This window comes from Agrobacterium sp. CFBP 3001 (genome assembly GCF_027871605.1).
Taxonomy (GTDB): Bacteria; Pseudomonadota; Alphaproteobacteria; order Rhizobiales; family Rhizobiaceae; genus Agrobacterium; species Agrobacterium leguminum.
On sequence record NZ_JAQAHD010000005.1, the window covers coordinates 153917 to 179653 of the forward strand.

General features: G+C 60.1%; 22 protein-coding genes, 1 pseudogene and 1 other annotated feature. Of the genes and pseudogenes, 15 read left to right on the forward strand and 8 right to left on the reverse strand.

Annotation, left to right across the window (positions count from 1 at the left end):
- The first annotated feature begins 6 nt into the window (after nt 1-6).
- The 3 genes from PH605_RS09215 to PH605_RS09225 all read left to right on the forward strand — a co-directional run bounded on the left by PH605_RS09215 (nt 7) and on the right by PH605_RS09225 (nt 1708).
- Nucleotides 7-465, forward strand: a complete 459-nt coding sequence (locus tag PH605_RS09215) for an RDD family protein (protein WP_125145903.1) — start codon at nt 7-9, stop codon at nt 463-465.
- Between the two features lie 178 nt (nt 466-643).
- The gene (locus PH605_RS09220; protein ID WP_078054065.1) at nt 644-1402 is read left to right on the forward strand and encodes an arginyltransferase; all 759 of its coding nucleotides are present in this window, start codon (nt 644-646) and stop codon (nt 1400-1402) included.
- A 60-nt stretch (nt 1403-1462) separates the two neighbouring features.
- Nucleotides 1463-1708: an AbrB/MazE/SpoVT family DNA-binding domain-containing protein gene (locus PH605_RS09225; protein WP_065654045.1), complete on the forward strand. Its 246-nt coding sequence runs from the start codon at nt 1463-1465 to the stop codon at nt 1706-1708.
- Nucleotides 1709-1779: 71 nt separating this feature from the next.
- Here PH605_RS09225 and parC read toward each other — a convergent pair whose 3' ends face one another.
- The gene (parC, locus tag PH605_RS09230) at nt 1780-4032 is read right to left on the reverse strand and encodes a DNA topoisomerase IV subunit A (RefSeq protein ID WP_065654046.1); all 2253 of its coding nucleotides are present in this window, start codon (nt 4030-4032) and stop codon (nt 1780-1782) included.
- A 229-nt stretch (nt 4033-4261) separates the two neighbouring features.
- Between parC and PH605_RS09235 the strand changes: the two genes are divergently transcribed.
- Nucleotides 4262-5452, forward strand: coding sequence for a hypothetical protein (locus PH605_RS09235; protein WP_142844839.1), 1191 nt, complete (start codon nt 4262-4264; stop codon nt 5450-5452).
- Nucleotides 5453-5494: 42 nt separating this feature from the next.
- Here the strand turns inward: PH605_RS09235 and PH605_RS09240 are convergent, their stop codons facing one another.
- The 3 genes from PH605_RS09240 to aspS all read right to left on the reverse strand — a co-directional run bounded on the left by PH605_RS09240 (nt 5495) and on the right by aspS (nt 9472).
- Nucleotides 5495-6976 carry a SulP family inorganic anion transporter gene (locus tag PH605_RS09240; protein WP_142844838.1) on the reverse strand — a complete coding sequence of 494 codons (1482 nt, stop codon included), beginning with the start codon at nt 6974-6976 and terminating at the stop codon, nt 5495-5497.
- Nucleotides 6977-7050: 74 nt separating this feature from the next.
- Nucleotides 7051-7106, reverse strand: a sequence feature (sul1 is cis-regulatory element that is thought to sense ions involved in sulfur or methionine metabolism; They are found in Alphaproteobacteria).
- Between the two features lie 100 nt (nt 7107-7206).
- The gene (locus tag PH605_RS09245) at nt 7207-7683 is read right to left on the reverse strand and encodes an FUSC family protein (RefSeq protein WP_003520788.1); all 477 of its coding nucleotides are present in this window, start codon (nt 7681-7683) and stop codon (nt 7207-7209) included.
- Between the two features lies 1 nt (nt 7684).
- Nucleotides 7685-9472, reverse strand: coding sequence for an aspartate--tRNA ligase (gene aspS / locus PH605_RS09250; RefSeq protein WP_142844837.1), 1788 nt, complete (start codon nt 9470-9472; stop codon nt 7685-7687).
- Nucleotides 9473-9663: 191 nt separating this feature from the next.
- Here aspS and PH605_RS09255 point away from each other — a divergent pair, with 191 nt between their 5' ends.
- The 8 genes and pseudogenes from PH605_RS09255 to PH605_RS09290 all read left to right on the forward strand — a co-directional run bounded on the left by PH605_RS09255 (nt 9664) and on the right by PH605_RS09290 (nt 16970).
- Nucleotides 9664-10935 (forward strand): MFS transporter, encoded by a 1272-nt coding sequence (locus PH605_RS09255; RefSeq protein ID WP_078054069.1) that lies wholly within the window; start codon nt 9664-9666, stop codon nt 10933-10935.
- A gap of 82 nt (nt 10936-11017) precedes the next feature.
- Complete coding sequence (rnd, locus tag PH605_RS09260; protein WP_065654050.1) at nt 11018-12178, forward strand: ribonuclease D; 1161 nt, start codon at nt 11018-11020, stop codon at nt 12176-12178.
- Between the two features lie 30 nt (nt 12179-12208).
- Nucleotides 12209-12475: pseudogene (locus tag PH605_RS09265) on the forward strand (hypothetical protein); the annotation flags it as partial.
- Nucleotides 12476-12676: 201 nt separating this feature from the next.
- Nucleotides 12677-13705: an adenylate/guanylate cyclase domain-containing protein gene (locus PH605_RS09270; RefSeq protein ID WP_125145898.1), complete on the forward strand. Its 1029-nt coding sequence runs from the start codon at nt 12677-12679 to the stop codon at nt 13703-13705.
- A gap of 152 nt (nt 13706-13857) precedes the next feature.
- Complete coding sequence (locus tag PH605_RS09275; protein WP_142844836.1) at nt 13858-15216, forward strand: esterase-like activity of phytase family protein; 1359 nt, start codon at nt 13858-13860, stop codon at nt 15214-15216.
- Nucleotides 15217-15340: 124 nt separating this feature from the next.
- On the forward strand, nt 15341-15688 hold the full coding sequence (locus PH605_RS09280; protein WP_065654053.1) for a YunG family protein: 348 nt from the start codon (nt 15341-15343) through the stop codon (nt 15686-15688).
- 146 nt (nt 15689-15834) lie between these two features.
- Nucleotides 15835-16182, forward strand: a complete 348-nt coding sequence (locus PH605_RS09285; RefSeq protein ID WP_142844835.1) for a hypothetical protein — start codon at nt 15835-15837, stop codon at nt 16180-16182.
- A gap of 155 nt (nt 16183-16337) precedes the next feature.
- A complete protein-coding gene (locus tag PH605_RS09290; RefSeq protein ID WP_142844834.1) occupies nt 16338-16970 on the forward strand; it encodes a DapH/DapD/GlmU-related protein in 633 nt (210 codons plus the stop codon).
- A gap of 45 nt (nt 16971-17015) precedes the next feature.
- Here the strand turns inward: PH605_RS09290 and ppx are convergent, their stop codons facing one another.
- From ppx to PH605_RS09310, 4 genes are read right to left on the reverse strand one after another with little or no spacing between them, the layout of a single operon-like run.
- The gene (gene ppx / locus PH605_RS09295) at nt 17016-18539 is read right to left on the reverse strand and encodes an exopolyphosphatase (protein ID WP_142844833.1); all 1524 of its coding nucleotides are present in this window, start codon (nt 18537-18539) and stop codon (nt 17016-17018) included.
- Entirely contained in the window at nt 18536-20839 is a 2304-nt protein-coding gene (locus tag PH605_RS09300) for an RNA degradosome polyphosphate kinase (protein ID WP_423748604.1), read from the reverse strand. Before PH605_RS09300 ends, ppx begins: the two co-directional genes overlap by 4 nt.
- Complete coding sequence (hdaA, locus tag PH605_RS09305) at nt 20836-21564, reverse strand: DnaA regulatory inactivator HdaA (protein WP_065654057.1); 729 nt, start codon at nt 21562-21564, stop codon at nt 20836-20838. The genes PH605_RS09300 and hdaA overlap by 4 nt, the downstream gene beginning before the upstream one ends.
- 2 nt (nt 21565-21566) lie before the next feature.
- A complete protein-coding gene (locus tag PH605_RS09310; RefSeq protein ID WP_065654058.1) occupies nt 21567-22724 on the reverse strand; it encodes an AI-2E family transporter in 1158 nt (385 codons plus the stop codon).
- Nucleotides 22725-22968: 244 nt separating this feature from the next.
- On the opposite strand from PH605_RS09310, the gene PH605_RS09315 reads away from it, so the two are divergent.
- The 3 genes from PH605_RS09315 to purN all read left to right on the forward strand — a co-directional run bounded on the left by PH605_RS09315 (nt 22969) and on the right by purN (nt 25631).
- Nucleotides 22969-23763: a class I SAM-dependent DNA methyltransferase gene (locus PH605_RS09315; protein ID WP_020811533.1), complete on the forward strand. Its 795-nt coding sequence runs from the start codon at nt 22969-22971 to the stop codon at nt 23761-23763.
- A gap of 123 nt (nt 23764-23886) precedes the next feature.
- Nucleotides 23887-24960 carry a phosphoribosylformylglycinamidine cyclo-ligase gene (gene purM, locus PH605_RS09320; RefSeq protein ID WP_078054076.1) on the forward strand — a complete coding sequence of 358 codons (1074 nt, stop codon included), beginning with the start codon at nt 23887-23889 and terminating at the stop codon, nt 24958-24960.
- Nucleotides 24957-25631 carry a phosphoribosylglycinamide formyltransferase gene (purN, locus tag PH605_RS09325; RefSeq protein ID WP_142844832.1) on the forward strand — a complete coding sequence of 225 codons (675 nt, stop codon included), beginning with the start codon at nt 24957-24959 and terminating at the stop codon, nt 25629-25631. The genes purM and purN overlap by 4 nt, the downstream gene beginning before the upstream one ends.
- Nucleotides 25632-25737: the final 106 nt, after the last annotated feature.

The following is a 25737-nucleotide window of genomic DNA, read 5'->3' on the forward strand; positions in this document are numbered from 1 at the left end:
CGACCGATGAGCCTCGAACAGAACCCCACTTATGCCGCACCGGATGACTGGCGCGCCTATAGCGGCGTCCTGAGCCGGCGAGTCTTCGCGTTCCTGATCGATTATGCGATCGTTCTCCTGCTGTGCATTCCGGCAGCTGTGATCGTCTTCTTTCTCGGCGTGATTACCTTCGGCCTCGGGTGGTTCCTCTTCCCGGCGCTGTTCGTCATCGTTGCGGTGCTTTATTTCGGCATGACGCTTGGCGGCCCCTCGCAGGCGACCCCCGGCATGCGGGCGATGGGGATCGCGATGGCGCGGATGGACGGGCGGCGAATCGATTTCCTGCTGTCGACCGTTCACATCGTGCTTTTCTGGATCATCAACTCGGTTTTGACGCCGCTGATCCTGCTTGCAGGCCTGTTTACCGAGCGTTCGCGCCTCGTTCACGACTTCCTGCTCGGCACCGTCATCGTCAGAACGCGCTGATATTGCGGAAAGCCACGCAAACGTGGCTTTCAAACCCCGCAAATGCCGCATCTCGCAGTTGACGTTTTCCGGCATTTTGCCATTCTGTGACATTATGCATGTCGCTTGAAGCGCCGCCGCCAACCCCGTGAAATCGCGGCGCGCTTTCATAACAGACGCAGGAGGCGATCACGGTTCGATGAACACGCAGGCGACGCCCTCTCCCCAATTCTATCTTACGGCGCCGGCCACCTGCCCCTATCTGCCGAACCAGATGGAGCGGAAGGTCTTCACCCATCTGGTCGGCCCGCGCGCTTCGGAAATGAACGATCTTCTGACCCAGGGCGGTTTCAGGCGCTCGCAGAACATCGCCTATCGCCCGGCCTGCGAAAACTGCCGCGCCTGCGTCTCCGTGCGCATCCTGACCGAACAGTTCAAGCCGACAAAATCCATGCGGCGTGTTCTTGCCGCCAACAGGGATGTCGTGGCCACCGTTCACGCCGCCGAGCCTTCCACCGAACAATTCGCCCTGTTTCGTCGCTATCTCGACCACCGCCACCAGTCGGGCGGCATGTCCGACATGTCGGCGCTGGACTATGCCATCATGGTGGAAGACACGCATGTGAACACCCGCATCATCGAATACCGTGTGCGCGAACCCGGCTCCGGCATCGATTCCAGCAAGCGCGGAGAATTACTGGCGGTGGCGCTCAGCGACGTGATGAGCGACGGCCTGTCGATGGTCTATTCCTTCTTCAATCCCGAGCTCGAAAAACGCTCGCTCGGAACCTTCATGATTATCGATCACATCACCCGCACCCGCGCGCTTGGCTTGCCGCATGTCTATCTCGGCTACTGGGTCGATGGTTCGGAAAAGATGGGCTACAAGACCCGCTACCATCCGCAGGAGCATCTGACGCCGCGCGGGTGGGAGGTTTACACGCCGGAAGAAAAGTAACGGGCTGGTCTAACCGTCAAAATCGCATGCTAAATTCCAATCAAACTTGGAGTATTTCAGATGAAAGCAACCATTTGCGAGTTCGGTGAAGAGGCAGGCGTTGTAATCCCAAAGGATATGCTTGAACAGCTTGGCTGGAAGATTGGCGACGTTCTCAGTTCAAGAACTGACGGCAACGTACTTGAATTGCGAACTGCTGAGAGCCCGAACGAAGAAGCAACAGGTGACTTTGATCGTCAGCTGGAACATGCACGGCAAGTGATGCGCAAGTACCACGTTGCTTTAAAAGCGCTCGCGAAGTCATAAGCACTCGGTGGTTTGATTGCCAAACACATGAGATTGAAAACGTCCCGGGACAGCCCCGGGACGTTCAAATATCAGCCGCCAAATTTCCCGCTGCGCGGAAAGCCCTTCGGCACGGTGCGGCCTGCCGTTGCGCGGTCGGCCAGCCATTCGCGCAGTTCTTCGCCCACCTTGTTGAAGAGACGCCCGGCCGTGTCGGACCATGACAAGCCCTCGGCAAGCGCGAAACATTTGACGTCGACGACGCCGCCATCCTTGTAGCGTTGCAGGCGCACGCCCTTGCCGCGCGACATTTCCGGCACCTGCGCCAGCGGGAAGGCCAGGAGCTTGCGGTTTTCGCCGACGACGGCGACATGGTCGCCCGTGACCGGCACGGCGAGCTTGGCTTCATCCGGCATCGAGACATTCATGATCTGCTTGCCCTTGCGGGTATTCGCGACCATTTCGCTCTCGGCCACGATGAAACCGTTGCCGGCCGTGGAGACGAGCAGCAGCTTGCGCGATGGATCGTGCACAAAGGCGGTCAGGATGTCCTGATCGTTCTCCATATCGACCATGATGCGGATCGGCTCGCCATGGCCGCGACCGCCCGGCAGCTTGTCGGCGCCAAGCGTATAGGCCTTGCCGCCCGTCGTCAGCAGCAGCAGCTTGTCGGTCGTCTGCGCCGGGAAAGCGAGTTTCGGGCCGTCTCCTTCCTTGAAGGTGAGCGACGAGGTGTCGGACATGTGCCCCTTCAGCGCCCGGATCCAGCCCTTCTGCGAGATGACGATAGTGACCGGTTCTTTCTCGATCATCGCCTGCTGGATGGCCTCGATATCGGCATCCGGCGCATCCGCGAACTGCGTACGACGGCGGCCGATTTCGGTTGCCTTGGCGTATTTCTTTTTGACCTCGCCGATTTCCCAGGCGACGGTCTGCCATTGTTTGTCATCGGAAGCGAGCAGCCCCTCGATTTCAGCCTTCTCGTTGCTGAGGTCGTCGAATTCCTTGCGGATTTCGAATTCTTCGAGCTTGCGCAGGTTGCGCAGCCGCATGTTGAGGATGGCTTCGGCCTGATTGTCGGTGAGCGACCACTTGGCCATCATCACCTGTTTCGGCTCATCCTCTTCGCGGATGATGCGGATGACCTCATCGAGATTGAGATAGGCGACGAGCAGGCCGCCCAGAATTTCCAGCCTGCGGTCGATGGCGGCCAGACGATGGCGGGAACGGCGGACCAGCACATCCTTGCGGTGCGCCAGCCACTCGCTCAGCACCTCGTTCAGCGCCATCACCTTCGGCACCTTGCCGAGCGACAGCACGTTCATGTTGAGCGGCAGGCGGCTTTCGAGGTCGGACAGGCGAAACAGCGATTCCATCAGCAGCGTCGCATCGACGGTACGGCTCTTCGGCACCAGCACGATGCGCACGTCTTCGGCCGATTCGTCGCGAATATCCTCGAGAAGCGGCAGCTTGCGGGCAATCAGCAGCTCGGCGATCTTCTCTATCAGGCGCGATTTCTGCACCTGGAAGGGAATTTCGGTGATGACGATCTGGTAACCGCCACGGCCGAGATCTTCCGTTTCCCACTTGGCGCGCACACGGAAACCGCCGCGGCCGGTCTTATAGGCATCGAGAATATTCTCGCGGCTCTCAACGATCACGCCGCCCGTCGGCAGGTCGGGGCCGGGAATGAATTCCACCAGCTTTTCAACCGTCGCATCGGGATGCTTGATGAGGTAAAGCGCCGCGTCGCAAATCTCATGGGCGTTATGTGGCGGGATCGACGTCGCCATGCCCACTGCGATGCCGGAGGCGCCGTTGGCGAGCAGATTGGGGAAAGCGCCCGGCAGGACGACGGGTTCCTCGTCTTCCTCATTATAGGTGGCGCGGAAATCCACCGCATCCTCGCCGATGCCTTCAAGCAGCAGCGCCGCAACCTCGGTCATGCGCGCTTCGGTGTAACGATAGGCGGCGGCGCCGTCGCCATCGATATTGCCGAAATTGCCCTGCCCGTCGACGATGGGATAACGCTGGGAGAAATCCTGTGCGAGACGCACCAGCGCGTCATAGACAGACTGGTCGCCATGCGGGTGGAATTTACCGATCACGTCACCGACGATACGGGCGCATTTCTTGAAGGCCGAGTTGGGGCGAATGCCCATTTCGCTCATGGCGTGAATGATGCGGCGGTGAACCGGCTTCAGGCCGTCGCGCACATCCGGCAGCGCACGATGCATGATCGTGGACAAGGCATAAGCGAGGTAGCGCTCTTCAAGCGCCGCCTTCAAATCGACCGGATGAATGTTATCGTCTCCGCCGGACGGAGGTACAAGATTTTTTCCCATGGTGCTTGACTAGCGGAAATGCCGATTCCCGGCAAGAAATTCGGGGGTCGCGCCTGTGGATGAACGCAACCCTTTCATGCTGTTTTTTGTTAACCGCGTTGCAAATGCCGCAATGCCGCCGTCATGGGAATCGATCTAAATCCTATAGACCTTTGAATAATCGCGAATATAAGTATCAGCATTCGAATTCGAACACGGTGCACAGCCGTACGTTGAGGGAAGAAACATCATGAGACTGAAATCCACCCGGCAGGTTCTTTTCGCGAGCGCCGCGCTTCTTACGCTTTCGGCGCCGGCTTTCGCGCTGGATGGCGGGGATGTGCTGAAGAAGATCAATGCGGCCTATGCCGCGCAGGGCGGCGAGATCGCCGCCGGTTCCGTCGCCGTCAACGGCTCGACGGTGACCCTGAACGACGTGACCTTCAACGCGGTCGCAGATCCGGCCAAGAAGATCCCGGTCGGCAATGTGACGCTCGAAGGCGTCGAGGAAAACAACGGCGGCTACAAGATCAAGAACGCCCGCTTCGACAATATCGACTACAAGCAGGAAAACGTGGAGATCAAGGCAAGCGACATCTACATGTCCGGTCTCGTCATTCCCGCAGACTCCACCACTGGCACCGTCGATGCGCTGATGTTCTACGACGAAGCACATAGCGGTCCGGTTTCCGTTTCCATCGACGGCAAGCCGGCTTTCTCGCTTGAGGAAACCAGCGCGACGATGTCGGTCAGCGATGACAAGAACTCTATCGGCTTTGAACTCGACGCTTCCGGTTTCAAGGCCGATCTCAGCGAAGTGACCGATCCTGCGACCAAGGACGCGATCGAAAAGCTGAAGCTGCAGGCGCTCTCCGGCGACATGACCATGAGCGGTAGCTGGGAAGTGGCCTCCGGTACTATCGATGTTGAAGAATATGCCATCGACCTCGATGATGTCGGCCGCCTGAACATGTCGTTCGGTTTCTCCGGCTACACGCTCGCCTTCATCAAGTCGATGCAGGAGACGGTGAAGGCGCAGGCCGCCAATCCGAACAAGGAACAGGCGGACCAGGCAGCAAGCCTTGCCATGCTCGGCCTGATGCAGCAGCTCTCCTTCATCAACGCTGAAATCAGCTTCGAAGACGCCAGCATCACCAAGCGCGCCATCGACTATGCGGCAAGCCAGCAGGGCATGACGGGCGATCAGCTTGCCCAGACCATCAAGGGCATGGCCCCGATCATGATGGCCTCGCTCAACGTGCCGGAATTGCAGAACATGGTGTCGGCGGCCGTCAACGCCTATGTCGACAATCCGAAGAACTTCTCGATCACGGCGGAGCCGGAAAAGCCGGTTCCGTTCCCGATGATCATGGGCGCTGCGATGGGCGCGCCGAACACTCTGCCGAAAATGCTCGGTGTCACGGTGACGGCAAACGAATAAAACTAAAAAAGCCCCGGTCATGCCGGGGCTTTTCTTTTGCGCTCAGTGCAGCGGCGCGGCAGCGCCATCCTGTTTATCGTGCAGGGCGAAGCGGTCGATCATGTGGGCGCTCGCCTCGTTGACACCGACCACCTCGACCCGCCTGCCGGCCTTGCGGAATTTCAGCACCACCTTGTCCAGAGCGCCGACTGCGGAAATATCCCACAAATGCGCCTGCGTGACATCGATTGTCACCGCCTCAACCTCTTCGGCGAAATCGAAGGCGGCAATGAAGCTCTCCGTCGAGGCGAAGAAAATCTGGCCGTCGACACGATAGATCCGCTCCCGGCCATCGGCTGAAAGCTCCGACCGGACATGGAAGAGTTTCGACACCTTGCCCGCGAAAAACACGCCAGAGAGAAGGACGCCGGCCAGCACGCCCTTTGCAAGATCATGGGTCGCAAGCACCGTGCCGACCGTGACCAGCATGACGATGCTGGAGGATGGCGGGTTGCGGCGCAGATCGAGGATGGAGCGCCACGAGAATGTGCCGATGGAGACCATGATCATCACCGCCACCAGCGCAGCCATGGGAATGATGCGCACGAGATCATCCAGCACCAGTATGAGGAACAGCAGGAACGCGCCCGCGACGAAAGTGGACAAGCGGCCACGACCGCCGGAGCTGACATTGATGACGGACTGGCCGATCATGGCGCAGCCGCCCATGCCGCCGATGAGGGCGGAGGCGATGTTGCTCGTCCCCTGCCCGATGCATTCCCGGCTCTTGTTGCTGCCCGTATCCGTCATGTCGTCGACGATCTGCGCTGTCAGCAGCGATTCCAGCAGACCGACGGCGGCGAGCGCGACGGAATAGGGAAAGATGATCTGTAACGTCTCGAAGGTCAGCGGCACCTGCGGCAGGGCGAATATCGGCAGCGTCGAGGGCAATTCACCGAGATCGCCGACCGTGCGGATATCCATGCCCGAGAAAACGGCGACACAGGTGAGAACGATGATGGCGACCAGCGGCGACGGAACGATCTTGGTGATCAGCGGGAAGAGATAGATGATTGCAAGACCGGCCGCGATCATGACATAGGTTTCGACCGGGACGCCGATCAGTTCCGGCAATTGCGCCATGAAGATCAGGATCGCCAGCGCGTTGACGAAGCCGGTCATGACCGAACGCGAGACGAAGCGCATCACCCGGCCAAGTTTTACAAGGCCCGCCAGAATTTGCAGCACGCCCATGAGGATGGTGGCGGCGAAGAGATATTGCAGCCCGTGTTCCTTGACGAGCGTAACCATCAGGACGGCCGTGGCGGCGGTTGCCGCCGAGATCATCCCAGGTCTACCGCCGGTGAAGGCAGAAACGCAGGCAATCGCAAAGGAGGCGAACAATCCCACCTTCGGATCGACCCCGGCGATGACGGAAAAGCCGATGGCTTCTGGAATGAGGGCGAGTGCCACGACGATGCCGGAAAGGAGATCGCCGCGAATATTGGAAAACCACTCACGTCTGTAAGTCTGAAATCTGTTCATCTGATTTTTTCGCAAAGAATGACGCACCGGCCGGAGCCATGTCCGGTAGATTGAAATGGAATGTCGGTGCTTTGCGTTGTCTGGCGGATCGGCGGCCAGAAGAGCCACCCGGAGTTTCACCGGGTCCGTGGTGAGTAATTCACCTATAAACAGCAAAAAAGCGGGCCGCAAGTTGCGCGCCCGCTTTCGATGTCTGCGATCGTATGCTCATGCCGCTTTGCGCAAGACCGCTAGAGCTTCAGCCGCTCGCGAAAGAAGACGAGCGCTACGGCTACACCGGTCGCCACGCCCACGATCACATCGACAAAACGGACAAAACCGGCAGCCTGCGGCCCCATTAAGAGCACCAGCATGGCTGAAGCGCCTGCCTGTATCGGCACGACCGGCGGCAGACCGAACATGGACGCAAGGATCATGGCGATGAAGGTCGCCGAGGCCAGCCGGATTTCAGCGAAGTCATGCGGGACAAGGAGCGCAATCTCCCCAACGAGAATGCCGACGGTGACACCAACCATCAGGCCTAGGCCCTGACGAACATGGCTTGGAATTCCCGGAGCAAGGCAGATAAGTGCGCTGATTGCGGCAAAGACGGGTTGCGGGTGGCCCAGCCACCGATGCGCGACCCAGAACGCAAAAGCGGCCGCAAGAGCGGCCGCCAATGCACGGGTGAAGGCTGCGCGAACCCGGTCGAGCAGCGTCTTCACCATATCAGTCCTTCTTGGACGGAACGACGCGCAGCGCCAGCTCACGAAGCTGCGTCGGCGTTGCCGGCGACGGCGCGTTCATCAGCAAGTCCTGCGCCTGCTGGTTCATCGGGAACAGCGTGATTTCGCGCAGGTTCTTCGCGCCAACCAGCAGCATGACCACGCGGTCGATACCGAATGCGCAGCCGCCATGCGGAGGCGCGCCGTACTGGAAGGCGCGATAGAGACCGCCGAAGCGCTCTTCCACATCGCTCTGCGACAGGCCCACCTTTTCGAAGGCCTTGACCATCAGCTCGGGCGACTGGTTACGGATCGAGCCGGAGGCGATTTCGAAGCCGTTGCAGACCGCGTCATACTGGAACGCCTTGATGGAGAGCGGATCCTGCTCTTCCAGCGCTTCCAGACCGCCCTGCGGCATGGAGAAGGGGTTGTGGGCGAAGTCGATCTTCTTTTCTTCCTCGTTATATTCGAAGAAGGGGAAATCGACGATCCAGCACATTTCGAAACGGTCGCGGTCGATCAGGTTCAGTTCGTCGGCAGCGCGGGTGCGCGCCTCGCCGGCGAATTTGTAGAACTTGGCGGGATCGCCGGCGACGAAGAAGCAGGCATCGCCTGCCTCAAGGCCGAGCTGCTGGCGCAGCGCCTCGGTGCGTTCCTCGCCGATGTTCTTGGCGAGCGGACCGGAACCGCCGACCTTGCCGTCCTCTTCCTTCCAGAAGATATAGCCGAGGCCGGGCTGGCCCTGAGACTGCGCCCATGCGTTCATGCGGTCGCAGAAAGCGCGCGAGCCGCCGGTCCTGGCCGGGATGGCCCAGACCTGAACCTTGGGGTTGGAAGCGATCATGTTGGCGAAGACCTTGAAGCCCGAACCGTCGAAATGTTCTGTCACGGCTTCCATGACGATCGGGTTGCGCAGGTCCGGCTTGTCGGAACCATATTTGCGGATCGCCTCGTCATAGGGAATGCGCGGCCACTGTTTCGTAACCGGCTTGCCTTCGGCGAATTTCTCGAACACGGCCGTCATCATCGGCTCCATCGTCGTCCAGACATCTTCCTGGGTCACGAAGCTCATTTCGACGTCGAGCTGGTAGAACTCGCCCGGCAGGCGGTCGGCGCGCGGGTCTTCATCGCGGAAGCACGGCGCGATCTGGAAATAACGGTCGAAACCGGCCACCATCAGAAGCTGCTTGTACTGCTGCGGCGCCTGCGGCAGCGCGAAGAACTTGCCTTCATGGATGCGCGACGGCACGAGGAAGTCGCGCGCGCCTTCCGGCGAGGAAGCGGTGAGGATCGGCGTCGTATATTCGGCAAAGCCGGCATCGGCCATGCCGGTGCGCATGGCGGAGATGATCTGCGTGCGCTTGACGATGTTCTTGTGCAGCGTTTCACGGCGAAGATCGAGGAAGCGGTATTTCAAGCGAACGTCTTCAGGATAATCAGGCTCGCCGAAGACCGGCAGCGGCAGTTCCTTGGCAACGCCGAGAACCTCGATTTCCTGCGCATAAAGCTCGATCTCGCCGGTCGCCATGCCCTTGTTGACGGTGTCTTCCGAGCGCGCCTTGACGAGGCCATCGATGCGGATGACCCATTCGCCGCGCACGGTTTCGGCAACCTTGAAGGCCGGGCTGTCCGGATCGGCCACCACCTGGGTGATGCCGTAATGGTCGCGAAGGTCGATGAAGAGAACGCCGCCATGATCTCGCACGCGATGAACCCAACCGGAAAGGCGAACGGTTTCGCCGACGTCGGACTTGCGGAGAGCGGCACAGGTGTGGCTGCGGTAACGATGCATTTTTTTATCCTGGAACGTGTCGTGGGCCTGATGGAGGCCAGATGGGCGGCACTGTCGAAATTTGCCGGAAAAGCGCATGGCCAGCCTGATTTGTCAAGGCAAAGCACAACAATGTCGCCTTCAGCCTGTCCTTTCCCCTGCCTTCGCTTTAGATAGGACTAATCCAGCCCGCCAAACCGAGTCGGCCCGCAATGAGCCAGATCAGACCTCTTATCCCGCTTCTCGTCACCGCCGGCATCCTGATCGGCGGCAACGGCCTGCAGGGAACCTATATAGCACTGCGCGGTCTCTCCGAAGGGTTTTCCGCCAGCACCATCGGCCTCATCAGCGCCGCCTACAGCTTCGGTTTCGCGCTTGGCTGCATTTCGGTGACGCGGCTTCTGCGCAAGATCGGCCATATCCGCACCTTCGCCACCATGGCGGCCGTCGCATCCGCCGCAGCGATCGCCATGCCGCTCCTTATGCATCCCCTGTTCTGGATGCTGATGCGCTTCGTCACCGGCATTGCCGTCGCCTGTCTTTTCGCGGCCATCGAAAGCTGGATCAACGCGCAGGTCACCAATTCCAATCGGGCGCGCACGCTCTCCATCTATCGTTTCGTCGATCTCGGCTCCGTCACGCTTGCGCAATATATCATTCCCGTCGCGGGCATCGACGGACCCGTGGTGTTTTCGCTGATCGCCATGGCGCTGACGCTGTCGCTGGTGCCGATCTCGCTTGCCGACAAATCCAACCCCGCGCCGCCGAAACAGATACCCTTCAATCTCTTCGCGGTGTGGCGCATCTCGCCGCTTGCCGTGGTCGGCTGCGTGGCCGTTGGTCTCAGCATGGCGGCGTTTCGTAATATCGGCCCGATCTATGCCGAACAGATCGGCCTTTCCGTCACCGCCATCGCCACCTTCATGAGCGCCGGCATCATTGGCGGCGTGGTGCTGCAATATCCGCTCGGCGTCTATTCCGACCGTTATGACCGGCGCATCATCATTCTCGCCACCACGGCGGGCTCGGTCGTCGTCGGCCTGTTTCTCGCCTTCTTCGCCGGAACCGATGAGTGGAGCAACATCATCGGCGTCTTCATCTTCGGCGCCTTCGCCCTGCCGCTCTATTCGCTGAGTTCCGCTCATGGCAACGACCATGCCAGGGAAGGCGAACATGCGATGATGTCGGCCGGACTGCTGTTCTTCTGGTCGGTGGGCGCAACCGTCGGGCCGCTGCTCGCCTCCGTGCTGATCGACCAGTTCGGCCCGAAGGCGCTATTCAGCTATACGGCAGCGATCCAGATCGTTTTCATCGCCTATACCATCTACCGGCTGCAGGTGCGCGAAGGTGTGCCCGTGGAGGAGCGGAACTGGCGGTTCAGCTCGCTTTTGCGCACCTCAGCCTATTTCCAGAAGCTCGCCGCGGCTCCGCCACCCAAAAAGGATGAAGCGGAGCCCCATCCGCCCGAGAAAAACGATCCTTGAGCCTTCGAAAGCGGGCTTTGTATTGACATGCGCCCGGCAAAGGGAAAGTAAGACGGATAATTTTCACGATTGGCCAATAACAATGATTGAAACGACTGCCGCCCTCGCCGAAGCCTGCACGGAACTGGCGAAATCGGAATTCATCACCATCGACACCGAATTTCTGCGGGAAACGACCTTCTGGCCGGAACTCTGCCTGGTGCAGATGGCAAGCCCGACGCTCGAAGTGCTGGTCGATCCGCTGGCGAAGGGTCTCGACCTGACCCCTCTTTTCGAACTGATGGCCAATCCTGCTGTCGTGAAGGTTTTCCATGCGGCGCGACAGGATATCGAGATCATCTACCATCTCGGCGGGCTTATTCCGCACCCGATCTTCGACACGCAGGTTGCCGCCATGGTCTGCGGTTTCGGCGATTCGATCTCCTACGACCAGCTGGTGCAGAAGATCAAAAACGTCCAGATCGACAAATCCTCGCGTTTCACCGACTGGAGCCGCCGTCCGCTGACCGAAAAGCAGCTGGATTACGCGCTGGCCGACGTGACCCATCTGCGGGATGTCTATCTCTCGCTGAAAGCCCAGCTCGAGCGCGAAGGCCGCTCGCTGTGGCTGACCGAAGAGATGGATATTCTCGAGTCTCGCGACACCTATGACATGCATCCCGACGATGCCTGGTTGCGGCTGAAATCGCGCCTGCGCAAGCCGACCGAGCTTGCCATCCTCAAATTCATCGCCGCCTGGCGCGAGCGTGAGGCGCGCTCCCGCAACGTTCCGCGCTCACGCGTGCTGAAGGACGATGCGATCTTCGAAATCGCCCAGCAGCAGCCGAAGGACGCCGAGGCGCTGTCGCGGCTTCGCACCATCCCCAAGGGCTGGGAGCGCTCCGCCTCCGGCACCGCCATCGTCGAAACGGTGAATGCGGCGCTGGCGCTGCCGAAAGAGGAAATGCCGAAGGCACCGCGTCACAGCCACGCACCGGAAGGCTCCGGCGCTGCCGTGGAACTTCTGAAAGTTCTGCTGAAGCTGACGGCGGACAAGCATGGCGTCGCCGCCAAGGTCATCGCCAATAGCGACGATCTGGACAAGATCGCCGCCGAGGGCGAAAAGGCAACCGTGGCGGCGCTGACCGGCTGGCGGCGGGAACTCTTCGGCGATGTGGCCCTGAAGCTCATCAATGGCGAAGTGGCGCTGCGTTTCGCTGGCAAGAAGGTCGAGGCGGTGGAGGTTGCGGCAGGCGAGCCGTAACGGCCCGCCGCTTTCCACGCCAACGGCCACGTCGTCGGCCGCTATAATCGCGACCCGAAAGGCATGGGCTGCGGCTTGAGCGGCTGGAGGGAGAACACTCCCTTCGACGTTGATGGCCGCACCTGCGCCGCCATCATCTTCGCCCGCAAGGGAGAAACTCTGTTCGACCGGGCCTGGATCGACGGCAACCGGCTGCGTTTTTCCGCCTTCCCCGTCAAATGGTCGAACCGCTCGCCAAATGACCGGCCGCAATCCCCGCTTGAAACCGTCTATTACAGAACATCCTATCAGGCGTAGAACGGCGGCAACGCCGATTTTGCTGCAACAGCGCAACAGCCTCACCAATCCTTCATGCAACCTTACCGATTGCTCACTTTTTGCGGCGCTTTTTCCACATTAATGTCGCATATGACCTGAACAGAAGCTTCGACCGAAGGGAGCGGCCTGCCCTTCTTTCCCAAGACCAAAGCCTCCCCTTCCCGAGACCCAAGAACCGACATGAGAAAATTGCTGCCCATTCTGGATTACGTGGTGCTCTTCGTTGCCGTGGCCGGCAGCGGCGTGGCCTACGCCTTTCTGGAATATGGCGGCGGTGCATTGATTGGCGCTACCTATGCGCTGTTTGCCTGCGCACCCATCCTCGCCTTCGAGCGTGGTTATATCATGCCCGGCCTGTCGCGGCAGGTGAGCGCCCTGCCGACGCCGGCCTATATCGCCGTCGGCCTCGTCATCTATGCCATCCTCGTCTTTTGCGGCTTCGGGCTTGGCGGCACGATCCTGTGGTTGAGCGGGATATTTCCCGGCACCTGGAAACGCGCCGTCCATGCCGAGGTGCAGACGCTAATCTTCACCCTCATTGTCTGCGGCATCATCGTCTTCATCATGCGGGTGCGCGAGCTTCTCGGCCGCGATATCTTCATCGACCTCATCCTGGGGCGTTACCGCCGGCCGGTCAGCGAAGACCGCGTCTTCATCTTCATCGATCTCGTCGGCTCCACCTCCTTCGCCGAAACCCATGGCGACCTGAAGGCCCAGGAATTTCTCGGCGAAATTTTTGCAAGTTATGCCGCACCGGTCAGAAAACACGGCGGCGTCATCGACGACTATATCGGCGACGCCGCCATCATCACCTGGCCCTATCACATGGCGATCCGGCGGGCGGCCTGTGTGCGCTGCGTCTTCGATATTCAGGCGACCATTGAAAACACCCGCGACATGTGGCTCGCCCGCTTCGGCGAGGTGCCGCGCCTGCGCTTCGCCATTCATGGCGGGCCGGTCATCACCGCGGAAATCGGTGTCGATCACCACAAGATTACCTATTTTGGCGACACGGTGAACACAACGTCGCGGCTCGAATCGCTGAGCAAGATGCTCGGTCACCCGGTGCTGATTTCCGCTGACCTTGCCCATCAGCTGGTGCTTCCGAAGGGCGTGCGCAGCGAATATCTGGGCGAACATGCCGTCAAGGGCCGTGGACAGACGCTCGGCGTCTGCACGCTCAGCCAATATCAGGCGCCCGCCGCATAAGGGCCATCGACAAAAAAAGCCGTGCGGCCCATCTGCCGATGATGGCCGTCATCAAAATTCATCAAAGCTTCAAACGGCAATCACCTGCCTGTCATGCGACGACCCTATCGCGTCAATCTTGTCTTCAACAGGTATTGAGAGGGGTCTCCATCATGAAGCACATTCTTTTTGCACCTTTCGCGGTTCTCGCGCTCGCCGGCGCGGCACATGCGGCGGAAAAGGAATTTCCGGCAAAGCTGGTCTCGCACGCCATTCTGCCTGCCAACACCATGATCGCCGCACCTGCCGATGCGCCGGAGCACCTCAAGACCTCCGCCAAATTCACCACCGCCGACCGCAAGCGCGCCGAGGGCCTCGGCACCGTGCCCGGCAAGGACGGCGTGCGCCTGACCGGCCTTTCCATGCCGTTCAACGGCCAGCCGATGCAGGGCTTTTCCGGCATCAGGGCGATGCCGGACGGCAGCTTCTGGAGCCTTTCCGACAACGGTTTCGGTTCCAAGCTCAATTCCAGCGACGCCATGCTGATGCTCCACCATCTGAAGTTCGATTGGGACGCCGGCAAGGTCAACGCGCTTGAAACCGTCTTCCTTTCCGATCCCGACATGAAAGCGCCCTTCCCCATCGTTCTGGAAGGCTCGAGCAAGCGTTACCTGACGGGTGCGGATTTCGACGTCGAATCCATTCAGCCGGTCGCTGACGGTTTCTGGGTCGGCGAAGAATTCGGCCCCTACATTCTGAAATTCACCCGCGACGGCAAGCTGACCGACGTGATCTCTACCAAGGCCGGCGACATCGAGGTGAAGTCTCCCGACCATCCGGCTCTTGCCCTGCCCGGCAACCCCACGCAGAAAATGCCCGCTTTCAACTTGAAGCGCTCCGGCGGTTATGAGGGCATGGCGCTCTCAAAGGATGGCTCGAAGCTCTATGGCCTGCTGGAAGGCCCGCTCTACATGGCCGACGGCCAGGTGGAAAAAACCGATGACGGCGCGACCGCGCTGCGCATCATCGAACTCGACACCGCCAAGAAGGCGTGGACCGGCCGCAGCTGGCTTTATCCGCTGGCGGAAGGCGGCGAGGCAATCGGCGACTTCAACATGCTGGATGACACCACCGCGCTCGTCATTGAGCGCGACAACGGCGCCGGCACGTCCGACAAGGCCTGCGCCGATCCGAAGAAGCCGGAAGCAAACTGCTTTGCCGTGCCTTCCAAGGTCAAGCGCATCTACAAGATCGAGTTCAATGACGCCAATGTCGGCAAGGCCGCCCGCAAGATCGGCTATATCGATCTTCTGAAGATCTCCGATCCTGACAACAAGAAACGTCAGGGCGGCGGCAACGGCTATTACGACATGCCTTTCGTCACCATCGAGAATGTCGACCGCGTCGATGCCACCCATATCGTCGTCGGCAACGACAACAACCTGCCCTTCTCGGCCGGCCGTGCGCTGGACAAGGCTGACGACAACGAATTCGTCCTGTTGGAGGTCAAGGACCTGCTTGAGGCGAAATAAGACGAAGGCTGCTGTCACTTGCTTTGACGGCTGCGAATGATCCGGACGGAGCGCCCGGCAGACACAAATGTCTGCATGGCGCTCCGTTCCGATTTTCCAGAGCTAACGGAAAAGAAGACGTTTCATGCAGGACCATGCAGAAAGACTTTATTACGCCCTGAAGAAAAGCTGGTCGGGCGAGACGAGCGGCCTCTGGTCGCGCGAAAACCCCGCCAAGGGCCAAGGCAGCGTCACCGCGCTGGTGGTACAGGATATTTTCGGCGGAGAGCTTGCCAAAACCGCTGTCAGCGGTGCCGACCATTTTTACAATATCGTCGAAGGCACCCGCTGGGATTTCACCTTCAGCCAGTTCGATATTCCGGTCGGCTATCAGGACAGGCTTGCCAGCCGCACGGAAGCCATGGCGACGATAACGCCGCTGCAATATGCCTATCTCAGCGCCTGCATCCGCAAGGCGCTCGGGCACGGCTGAGCCGTTAGCAAAAGCGCATCGCGGCACGGTGGCCAGCCAGGGTGTTACGCTCCGAGACCAAGATGTCAATCTTTCCCGCAAAGCGGACACAATCCTTGCGATAATATCGCCAGGTGGAATGGTTGCACCGACAGGAGAGATATTCGATGAGCGAGAGTTGCCCGGTCCTGACACCGGCGGAACGGCAGGTACAGGCCATATTGGAGCGCACGGAAGCAGCGACGATGGCCACCATTCACGCAGCGCTCGAACGTGCCAGCAAAGAGGTAACTGAGGCATTCCGGGCCGTCGATTCAGACATGCAGCCACCGCCCCGCGACTATTTTGCCGCCGTCGCCCATCAGCAGCTCTTCCTGATGTTATGCGGGGCGGACCCGAAAACCTTCGAGGGCGGAGACCCCGAAATCGCCGGCCACATCATTCGGAATGCGCAAAACATATCCGACCACTACTGGAAGAAAACGCCTGCCGCGGCGGATGTCCCCGGCAAGTGATACATTCCGAGTGAATGCAGGATTTCGCGTCACGCGGCATCGCGCGCGATCTGCGTTTTAGAGAGGATGCCCAGCCCGGCCGGACCCCTATCGCCATTTCACGTCACAGCACCTTCATCATCGCCGTTTAAGCAGGCGCAAATCCGGAGGCTGGAATGGATTCGACCGCACAGATCAAGCGCCCGAAAATTGCGGAGACCGTCGTCCATGCGACGGCGAGCATAAGAGATTCAAGCATCGGCGAATGCTGCGAAATTCTGGCTGACACCTCCCTGCACAATGCCGAGCTCGGCAATTACTCCTATCTTGGCCCCCGTTGCATGGTGGGCGATGCAACGATCGGAAAATTCTGCGCCATCGCCGCAGAGGTCAGGATAGGCGCTCCGAACCATCCGATGGACCGGCCATCCATGCACCGTTTCAGCTATTGCCCTGAATATTATTCTGCGGATGCCGTGCGCGATGACGCCTTTTTCGACCGGCGCAGGGAGGACCGCGCCGTCATCGGTCACGATGTCTGGATCGGTCACGGCGTTATCGTCTTGCCGGGTGTCACGGTTGGAGACGGGGCAGTGCTCGCCGCCGGCGCGGTCGTCACCAGAGACGTGCTGCCCTACACCATCGTCGGCGGCGTTCCCGCAAAAATCATTCGCGAACGATTTTCGCGGCCCATCGCGGAAAAGCTTGCATCAATCGCGTGGTGGGATTGGCCATTCGAAACGATCATGGCGCGGCTTTCCGACTTTCAGTCGAGCGACATAGAAGCCTTTTGCGAGCGCTGGTCCTAGCGGACGCAAGAACCGTCCTGTCGCGAAACAGAAACGCGCCGTTCGTTATTCGAACACGAATGCCAGCCGCTTGCCCGTCAGCTTCGCCAGTTGCTGCAAACGCCCGTCCAGCCGCTCGCCGGCGAAATCGCAATAATCGTGCGGCACGACGAATTCCAGATCGAGATCGGGATTGCCGGATTTGCGGAATTTGAGGTGGTCGACGACGCCCGGCATTGAAGCCGAGAAGAGATAGACGACGCGCAGCAGGCCGCCGAGCAATTTACCAAGCTCCTGCAACCGGTCACCCGCCATGGCGGCGAGCGGCTGCGTGGTACCGTTGTCGTTCAGACCTTCGAAGCGATAATAATTGGCGAGTGCAATATAGGCGCGGCCGGGATGGGTGATCGCCACGAAGGAGGAATGGGCGATGATGTTGAGCGCCTGCAATCCGCGATAATCGGGATGGGCGCGCCAGCTGATATCGGCGAGAAGGCAGGCCGCCTGCCGGTAACGGCTCTCCTCTTCGGTCTCATCAACGCCGAAGACCGGGAAGGTGCGGCCGCTCCAGTCCGCCAGTTCGCGCGCATGTTCCGGCGAGCGGGCGCGCAGAATGGCAAGTTCATCGGCGGCAACCAGCAGCGGATCGGAATCCCGCTCCTCTTCCGTCAGCAGCGAATAGAGATAACCTTCGCGCACGCCCTGCGCCGAAAAGGCGATTCTGGCCGGCTTCATCATTTTCAGAACTTCGCGCATGGCGATGGCGCCGAAGGGCAGAAGCGAGCGGCGGTTCTTGGAGACCGCTTGCCAGGCCGGGTCCTTGCTATCCCGGGAGACGATGACCTCCTCGAGAAAATTCAGCATTTCCTCCAGCGGCAATTCATAGCCCTGCATCATATGCAGCGGATAGCCCGATATCTCCATATGCAGCTTGGCGATGTTTCGCCAGGTGCCGCCCACCGCGTAAAAGGTGCGCCCCTCACCCGCCGCCAGAAGCTTGGCGAAGGATTTGACGTGTTTTCTGGCAATCGTCGCCGCTTTTTCCAGCGAGCCGTCCGACTGCTCCGACAGCCGCAGGCCGCCGAGCGGCAGGGTGATGCCCTCGCCGCAGCTCTTGCCCTTGATGTCGATGAGCTCGAGCGAACCGCCGCCCAAATCGCCGGCGATGCCGTCTGGATCATGGAAACCGCTGATCACGCCATAGGCGGAATAAAGCGCTTCCTTTTCGCCTGACAGTACCTCGATCTCGCAGCCGAGTATGGCTTCTGCCTCGCGGATGAACTCCGGGCCGTTTTCCGCCTCACGCGCCGCAGCCGTCGCCAGCACATAAAGCTTCTGCGCCTGCGCCTGCTCGGAAAGGACATGGAAACGCCGAAGCGCCATCAGCGCCCGGCTGACGCCTTCCTCATGCATACGGCCCGTCAGCGCCAGTCCCTTGCCGAGGCCGCACAGGACCTTTTCGTTGAACAGCACCGCAGGCGCGCGGGAAAGACCTTCATATACGACGAGACGAACGGAGTTCGAACCAATATCTATGACGGAAACGGGGGCAAGGCCGGTCAGCCGCCCCTGTGCTTCTGATCGAGTCATTCAGCCTGTTTCTTGCGGGACGAAATCAACCCGGCAATCAATTTGGGCGCACTGGATTTCAAGGCTTCACCACGTCCGGAAAGGCTGGGATTGGTCATGAAATAGTGCTGCGCGTTGAACGGTTCTTCGCCTTTACGCACCTCGATGCGCCTCGACGTTCCGTCCGCAAGTATCTCGTAGCTCTGCTGGTTGTCAATGAGATTGCCAAGCATAATCTGTGAAAGAACCTGCTCATGCACGGTGGGATTGGTGAGCGGAACCAGCGTTTCCACGCGCCGATCAAGGTTGCGCGGCATCATGTCGGCCGAGCCGATATAGACCAGCGCCTTGTCCGACGGCAGGCCGAAACCATTGCCGAAGCAGAAGATGCGGCTGTGTTCGAGGAAGCGGCCGACGATGGATTTGACGCGGATGTTATCCGACAGACCGGGCACCTGCGGGCGCAGGCAGCAGATGCCGCGCACGACGAGATCGACCTCCACGCCCGCCGCGCTGGCGCGGTAGAGCGTGTCGATGATTTCAGGATCGACCAGCGAATTCATCTTCATCCAGATCGCCGCCGGCGCGCCGCGCTTGGCATGTTCGATCTCTTCGTTGATGTGCTTTACGATGCGGGCGCGCAGCGTATAAGGCGAAACGGCCAGCTTCATGCCCTCTTCCGGTTCGCCGTAACCCGTGATGAAGTTGAAGATATTCGCCATGTCATGGGCGATCTTCGGGTTGCAGGTGAAGAAGGACAGGTCGGTATAGATCTTGGCGGTGATCGGGTGATAGTTGCCGGTGCCGAGATGGCAATAGGTTCTGAGCTTGCCGTCCTCGCGGCGCACAACCATCGACATCTTGGCGTGGGTCTTGAGTTCGATGAAGCCGAAGACGACCTGCACGCCGGCGCGCTCCAGATCGCGCGCCCAGCGGATATTCGCCTCTTCGTCGAAACGCGCCTTCAGCTCGACCAGCGCGGTAACGGATTTACCGGCTTCGGCCGCATCGATCAGCGCGCGAACGATCGGGCTGTCATTGGAGGTGCGGTAGAGCGTCTGCTTGATGGCGAGCACTTCGGGATCGCGCGCGGCCTGCAGCAGGAACTGCACGACCACGTCGAAGCTTTCATAGGGATGGTGAACCACCATGTCCTTTTCGCGGATGGCGGCGAGGCAATCGCCGGCATGTTCGCGCACGCGCTCGGGGAAACGGGCGTTGTAGGGTTCGAATTTCAGGTCGTCGCGCGGCGCGCGGACGATTTCCGAGATGGTGTTGAGCGCGAGAAGGCCGGGCAGAACGGCAACACGATTATCAGGCACGCCAAGCTCATGCACCACGAACTGGCGCAGCGACTGCGGCATTTCGCTGTCAGTCTCGATGCGGATAACGGAACCGCGGCGGCGGCGCTTCAGCGCGCTCTCGAAGAAACGGACCAGATCTTCCGCCTCTTCCTCCACCTCAATATCGCTGTCGCGGATGATGCGGAACGTACCGGAACCGCGCACGGTGTAACCGGGATAGAGCCGGTGGATGAACAGGCCGACCACATCTTCAAGAGTGATGTATCGGATGGCGTTCTTTTCGTCAGGCAGGCGCACGAAACGGTCGAGCGCGGGCGGCAGGCGCAACAGCGCCGTCATCGGCTCGCGGCCGTTGACGCTGTCGAGCTGCAGGCCCATGGAAAAGCCGAGATTGGGAATGAAGGGGAACGGGTGCGCCGGGTCGATGGAGAGCGGCGTCAAAACGGGGAACATGCGTTCCTCGAACTCCGTTTCCAGCCAGGTGCGGTCCGCATCCGAAAGTGCGGCCGGCCGCACGATGAAAATTTCTTCCTTGGCGAGATATTGTTGCAGAACGGCGAGCGATGCCTGCTGCTCCATCTGCAGATTGTCGATTTCCTTCAGAATATCTTCGAGCTGCTCGGCCGGTGTCTTGCCGTCCGGCGTCTTGACGGTGATCTTCTGGCGCACCTGCCCTTCCAGGCCGGCGACGCGGACCATGAAGAATTCATCGAGGTTGGCGGCCGAGATGGAGAGGAAACGCAGCCGCTCCAGCAGCGGATGATCCGTGTTCAGCGTTTCTTCGAGAACGCGGCGGTTGAACTGGAGCCAGGAGAATTCGCGGTTGATGAAACGCGCCGGGCTGTCCCACAGGCTCTCGCCTTCGGTCACCGGCTGAACCTTGTTGAAGTCTTCCTGCGCGATAGCGTCCATTCCCTGTTCCATCCCCTGACCGATTTCCGTCCCGTGATCCTGCTGCATCGCGCGATCGTCCTTCTTGCCCGTATAACAGTTTGACGACGGAACTGTGACAGTCAATCGACGTCCAGTCCGCTGCCCGCCGCTGCGTTGTCCATCGCATTGAGGACCTCCGCCACCAGAGGACGTGTAATTCTCGTTCCACGCGAAAGCGCCAGCCGGTCTATACGGTCCACGATCGTCTGGGCCGTATCGAGCGAACGCTCCATTCTATTGACGATGTAACCTATGAGTTTGTCATCCATGTAAAGCTGCCTGTCGGCGAAGAGTTTCACCAGCACCTGCGCCAAAAGCCCCTCGTCCGGCTCGCCGGTTTCCACCACCGTTACGGCTTTGAGGCGCGAGCGCAGATCGGGCAGCGTCACGGGCCATGCGGCCGGCCATTGCCGGCTCGTCATCAAAAGCGTGGTGCCGTGCTGGCGTACGCTGTTGATGACATGGAAGAGTTCCGTTTCGTTAAAACCGCGCCGGTCGGCGTCCTCGAAAAGAACAGGCCCCGTTTCGGCCGCACGCGCAGCATCCGAGCCCGTCTGGGGGTGAATGTCGCGCGCGTCGCTGATATTTTTCCAGATATTGGCGAGATGCGATTTTCCCGAACCCGGCGGCCCGGCCAGCACGACGACGGGCGAGCGCCAGTTCGGCCATTCATCGATGAGGCTGACGGCAGCCGCAAGCGAGGCGGAGACGAGGAGATCATCCCTGCCGGAAGCGGACTGGTGCGAGAATGCGAGCGGCAGCTGCTCGGCCTTCGACCGGGCGTTGTCGGTTTTGATTTGGTCAGTCATCGTCAGCTCTGAGAGTCAACCTTGCCGGAGGACGTTTTCCCTTCTTCCAGGGCAGGGTTTGTGTCCCAGGGAAGGTTGGCGGCATGCCCATGGTAAAGATCGCTTTCAAGATACCGCGACAAGGCGAAGCGGACAAGCACACCGACCGCCGCCGCAGCTGGCACCGCGACGAGAAGCCCGACGAAACCGAAAAGTGCACCGAAGGCGAAAAGGGCGAACATCAGCCAGACCGGATGCAGGCCTACGCTTTTGCCGACAAGCTTCGGCTGCAGGATGTTGCCTTCGATGAACTGGCCGGAAAAGAACACGACGAGCGTCAGAAACACATAGATGTAATCCGGCCAGAACTGCACGATGGCGACGCCGACGGCGAGGATGAGGCCGACCATGGAGCCGATATAGGGAATGAAACTGATGAGGCCTGAAAAAAGGCCGATCAGCAGGCCGAAATTCAAGCCAACCAGTGACAGGCCGACGGCATAATAAACGCCGAGAATGATGCAGAGCGACCCCTGCCCGCGCACGAAACCGGCAATGGTCTTGTCCATGTCGCGGGCGATCTGCCGGACGGTATGGACATAGTCGCGCGGTATCCAGCTATCGACCTTGTCGATCATCCGGTCCCAGTCGAGCAGCAGATAGAAGGCGACCACGGGCGTAACGACCAGCAGCGACATGACATCGACCAGCGATTTGCCGGAATTCCATATCTGCGTCAGCAACGTGCCGATGAAACCGGCACCTTCGGTCAAAAGCTTTGAAAAATTCTCCTTCACGGCGTCGATCTGGCTGCTGACCCAATCCGGCAGGAGATTGGTGTCGGCGCCGGCAATCAGCTGCTGCAATGACGAGATATATTGCGGGATGCGCGTGATGAATTCCGAGGCCTGGGCGGCGATCAGCGGGATGATGATGATGAGCGACAGCGCAAAGATCAGCACAAAGGAGACGAGGATGACGACGGTCGCCATCAACCGGCTCAAGCCGCGCCGTTCCAGCCAGTCGGCAACCGGATCGAGAAAATAGGCAAGCGCCATGCCCGCCACGAAAGGCAGGAGAATGGAGCTGAAGACCATCAGGAAAAGGACAAAGACGGCAAGCACGCCGATCCAGAAAAAAACCTGCCGGCGCAGGCTCGTACCGCTTACATGGGGTTGCATCCGTTCATCCTTTATCGCCGCACCGTCACCGCCCGTGATGGAGATAGGATGCGTACATGCACATGGTCAAGACCGGCGCTTTCGCGCATGGGCAGAAGGAGGCTGCCCGCACAGCGGCAAAATCCCTCATTTCCGGCCAACCCCTCGCAACGGCAGGTTGACCGACGGTAAATATTAGACAACTATCAAATATTGCCGGGCGGGCCAGCGGCGCTCCTTCATCTCCGGCGGCCGGGGGGGCACGATGCAGAGCACCAGTGAAAATGGCATCGCGGAATATAATGCCGGTCTCTTCGATAATCCCGAAGTTGCCGAATGGTATGACAACCAGCAGCTTTACCCGGCCGAACGCATCATTCTCGACCAGTTCCGCCATGCCTATGCGGGCAAGCGGCTGCTTGACCTCGGCGTCGGCACCGGCCGAACGACGAAGCCGCTTCTGCCGCTGGTGGGAGACTATATCGGCATCGACCGTTCGCAGCCTATGCTTGCGCTGGCGCGGCGCAATTTTCCAGCCGCCACGTTTCTCGATATGGATGTGCGGGCGATCGGCCAGTTCGGTGCGGAGCGTTTCGATTGCGTGCTGGGCGCGCTCGCGATTCTAAGCGCCTTCGACCATGAGGACCGGCTTGCCATCATCCATGCCGTGCGAAGCATTCTTGCGCCCGGCGGATATTTCATCTTTTCGTTTCACAATCGCCAATGGAAGCGGGCCGGCGGCATGCCGCTGCACCGCCGCTCCTGGCACCCGCGCGAGGTGGTGAATTCGCTGCATCCGCAAAGCTGGATCAACTATCTGCGACTGCAACCTTCGACACGGCGGACGCCGGAATATGCCATTCTCGCGGATCAGGCGCATCGCTGGAGCGGCCTGTTTTATTTCATCGACCTTGCTGCCCAGACCCGTCAGCTGGAAGCGGCAGGCTTCGAGATCGCCGCGCGTTATGGCGAGAACGGACGGCCGATAGAGGAAAATTCCGATACGTCCAACGACGGCCTGCTCAATCTCGTCTGTCGCGCCGCGCCGCAGCCATCGTGAGCACCCAATTCGGTAAGCCCCGCCAAAGCCGTTAAAAACCGGAGCTTTTGCCACTCAAACCCTTGCATCAGGCCCCGTCCCGTGCGAATGGCGACGCCAAAGGAACCAGCGGAGACGAGAGCCATGAGCCAGTCGGGCAAGAACGGTCTTACCTATAGTGATGCAGGTGTGGATATCGACGCCGGCAACCTGATGGTCGAAAAGATCAAACCGGCGGTGCGCTCGACGCGGCGTCCCGGCGCGGATGGCGAAATCGGCGGCTTCGGCGGCCTGTTCGATCTGAAAGCCGCAGGCTTCACCGATCCGGTTCTGGTGGCCGCCAATGACGGCGTCGGCACCAAGCTGAAGATCGCCATCGATGCTGACTATCACGACACCGTCGGCATCGATCTCGTCGCCATGTGCGTCAACGATCTCGTCGTTCAAGGCGCAGAACCGCTGTTCTTCCTCGACTATTTCGCTACCGGCAAACTCGACCCGGACCAGGGTGCGGCCATCGTTTCCGGCATTGCCGCCGGCTGCCGCGAATCCGGCTGTGCGCTGATCGGCGGCGAAACCGCTGAAATGCCCGGCATGTATTCCGATGGCGATTACGATCTCGCGGGCTTCGCCGTGGGTGCGGCCGAACGCGGCCAGCTTCTGCCGGCTGGCGATATTTCCGAAGGCGACGTCATTCTCGGCCTCTCCTCTTCCGGCGTTCACTCCAACGGCTTTTCGCTGGTGCGCAAGATCGTGTCGATCTCCGGTCTCGACTGGAGCGCGCCTGCCCCCTTCGCGGATGGCAAGAAGCTCGGCGAAGCGCTGCTGACGCCGACCCGCATCTATGTGAAGCCGCTTTTGAAGGCGATCCGCGAGACCGGCGCGCTGAAGGCGCTGGCGCATATTACCGGCGGCGGTTTCCCGGAGAATATTCCGCGCGTTCTGCCCAAGCATCTCGCTGCCGAAATCGATCTCGATGCGATCAAGGTTCCCGCCGTCTTCTCGTGGCTGGCGAAAACCGGCGGCGTCGAAGCGAAGGAAATGCTGCGCACCTTCAATTGCGGCGTCGGCATGATCGTCGTCGTTTCGGCCGAAAATGCCGAAAAGGTCACCGAGGTTCTGACTGCCGAAGGTGAAACCGTCTTCCCGCTCGGCCGCATGGTCGCCCGCGAAGAAGGCGCGCATGGCACCATCTACAAGGGCGCTCTCGGCCTATGATGAGCGCCGCCTTCCCGTCCGGCCGCAAACGCGTCGTCGTTTTCATTTCCGGCAGCGGCTCCAACATGGTGTCGCTGGCCAAGGCCTGTCAGACGGCGGATTTTCCGGCGGAAATCGTCTGCGTCATCTCGGACAAGGCATCTGCGGGCGGGCTGGAAAAGGCACGGGGCATGGGCATTCCCACGCTGGTCTTCGAGCGCAAGACCTATGCCAGCAAGGCCGAGCATGAGGGCGCCATTCTGGCCGCACTTGGGGAAATCGCGCCCGATATCATTTGTCTCGCCGGTTACATGCGGTTGATATCCGGGGATTTTATTGCTCCCTATGAAGGGCGCATCATCAATATCCACCCTTCCCTGCTGCCGCTTTTCCCCGGCCTCAACACCCATCAGCGCGCCATCGACAGCGGCATGAAGATTTCCGGCTGCACCGTGCATTTCGTCACCGAAGGCATGGATGAAGGTCCGACCATCGCGCAGGGTGCGGTGCCGGTCATTTCCGGCGATACGGCCGAAACTCTGGCGTCGCGGATCCTGACAGTCGAGCATCAGCTCTACCCGCTTACCCTGAAGCGGCTTGCCGAAGGCAAGGTTCGAATGGAAGATGGCAAGGCGGTCTCCACGGATGGCGACAGTAAAACTGAGTATTCAAATCTCATCTCCGCCTCCTGATAAAGCTATAACTAAAGTACAAAAACACTCACAATGGTATTTTTCGGAAAATAAACCGATCATTTACCATAATCATCTTTAATGCCCGCAACGGCCCTTATTTCGG

What these genes read in the sequence shown, in the direction of transcription:
- PH605_RS09290 (WP_142844834.1), top strand. Translation starts at nt 16,338, where the DNA reads ATGGATTCGACCGCACAGATCAAGCGCCCGAAAATTGCGGAGACCGTC.
- PH605_RS09220 (WP_078054065.1), top strand. Translation starts at nt 644, where the DNA reads ATGAACACGCAGGCGACGCCCTCTCCCCAATTCTATCTTACGGCGCCG.
- PH605_RS09315 (WP_020811533.1), top strand. Translation starts at nt 22,969, where the DNA reads ATGCAGAGCACCAGTGAAAATGGCATCGCGGAATATAATGCCGGTCTC.
- ppx (WP_142844833.1), bottom strand. Translation starts at nt 18,539, where the DNA reads ATGACTCGATCAGAAGCACAGGGGCGGCTGACCGGCCTTGCCCCCGTT.
- hdaA (WP_065654057.1), bottom strand. Translation starts at nt 21,564, where the DNA reads ATGACTGACCAAATCAAAACCGACAACGCCCGGTCGAAGGCCGAGCAG.
- PH605_RS09285 (WP_142844835.1), top strand. Translation starts at nt 15,835, where the DNA reads ATGAGCGAGAGTTGCCCGGTCCTGACACCGGCGGAACGGCAGGTACAG.
- PH605_RS09270 (WP_125145898.1), top strand. Translation starts at nt 12,677, where the DNA reads ATGAGAAAATTGCTGCCCATTCTGGATTACGTGGTGCTCTTCGTTGCC.
- parC (WP_065654046.1), bottom strand. Translation starts at nt 4,032, where the DNA reads ATGGGAAAAAATCTTGTACCTCCGTCCGGCGGAGACGATAACATTCAT.
- purN (WP_142844832.1), top strand. Translation starts at nt 24,957, where the DNA reads ATGATGAGCGCCGCCTTCCCGTCCGGCCGCAAACGCGTCGTCGTTTTC.
- PH605_RS09225 (WP_065654045.1), top strand. Translation starts at nt 1,463, where the DNA reads ATGAAAGCAACCATTTGCGAGTTCGGTGAAGAGGCAGGCGTTGTAATC.
- rnd (WP_065654050.1), top strand. Translation starts at nt 11,018, where the DNA reads ATGATTGAAACGACTGCCGCCCTCGCCGAAGCCTGCACGGAACTGGCG.
- PH605_RS09215 (WP_125145903.1), top strand. Translation starts at nt 7, where the DNA reads ATGAGCCTCGAACAGAACCCCACTTATGCCGCACCGGATGACTGGCGC.
- PH605_RS09245 (WP_003520788.1), bottom strand. Translation starts at nt 7,683, where the DNA reads ATGGTGAAGACGCTGCTCGACCGGGTTCGCGCAGCCTTCACCCGTGCA.
- aspS (WP_142844837.1), bottom strand. Translation starts at nt 9,472, where the DNA reads ATGCATCGTTACCGCAGCCACACCTGTGCCGCTCTCCGCAAGTCCGAC.
- purM (WP_078054076.1), top strand. Translation starts at nt 23,887, where the DNA reads ATGAGCCAGTCGGGCAAGAACGGTCTTACCTATAGTGATGCAGGTGTG.
- PH605_RS09235 (WP_142844839.1), top strand. Translation starts at nt 4,262, where the DNA reads ATGAGACTGAAATCCACCCGGCAGGTTCTTTTCGCGAGCGCCGCGCTT.
- PH605_RS09310 (WP_065654058.1), bottom strand. Translation starts at nt 22,724, where the DNA reads ATGCAACCCCATGTAAGCGGTACGAGCCTGCGCCGGCAGGTTTTTTTC.
- PH605_RS09240 (WP_142844838.1), bottom strand. Translation starts at nt 6,976, where the DNA reads ATGAACAGATTTCAGACTTACAGACGTGAGTGGTTTTCCAATATTCGC.
- PH605_RS09275 (WP_142844836.1), top strand. Translation starts at nt 13,858, where the DNA reads ATGAAGCACATTCTTTTTGCACCTTTCGCGGTTCTCGCGCTCGCCGGC.
- PH605_RS09280 (WP_065654053.1), top strand. Translation starts at nt 15,341, where the DNA reads ATGCAGGACCATGCAGAAAGACTTTATTACGCCCTGAAGAAAAGCTGG.
- PH605_RS09255 (WP_078054069.1), top strand. Translation starts at nt 9,664, where the DNA reads ATGAGCCAGATCAGACCTCTTATCCCGCTTCTCGTCACCGCCGGCATC.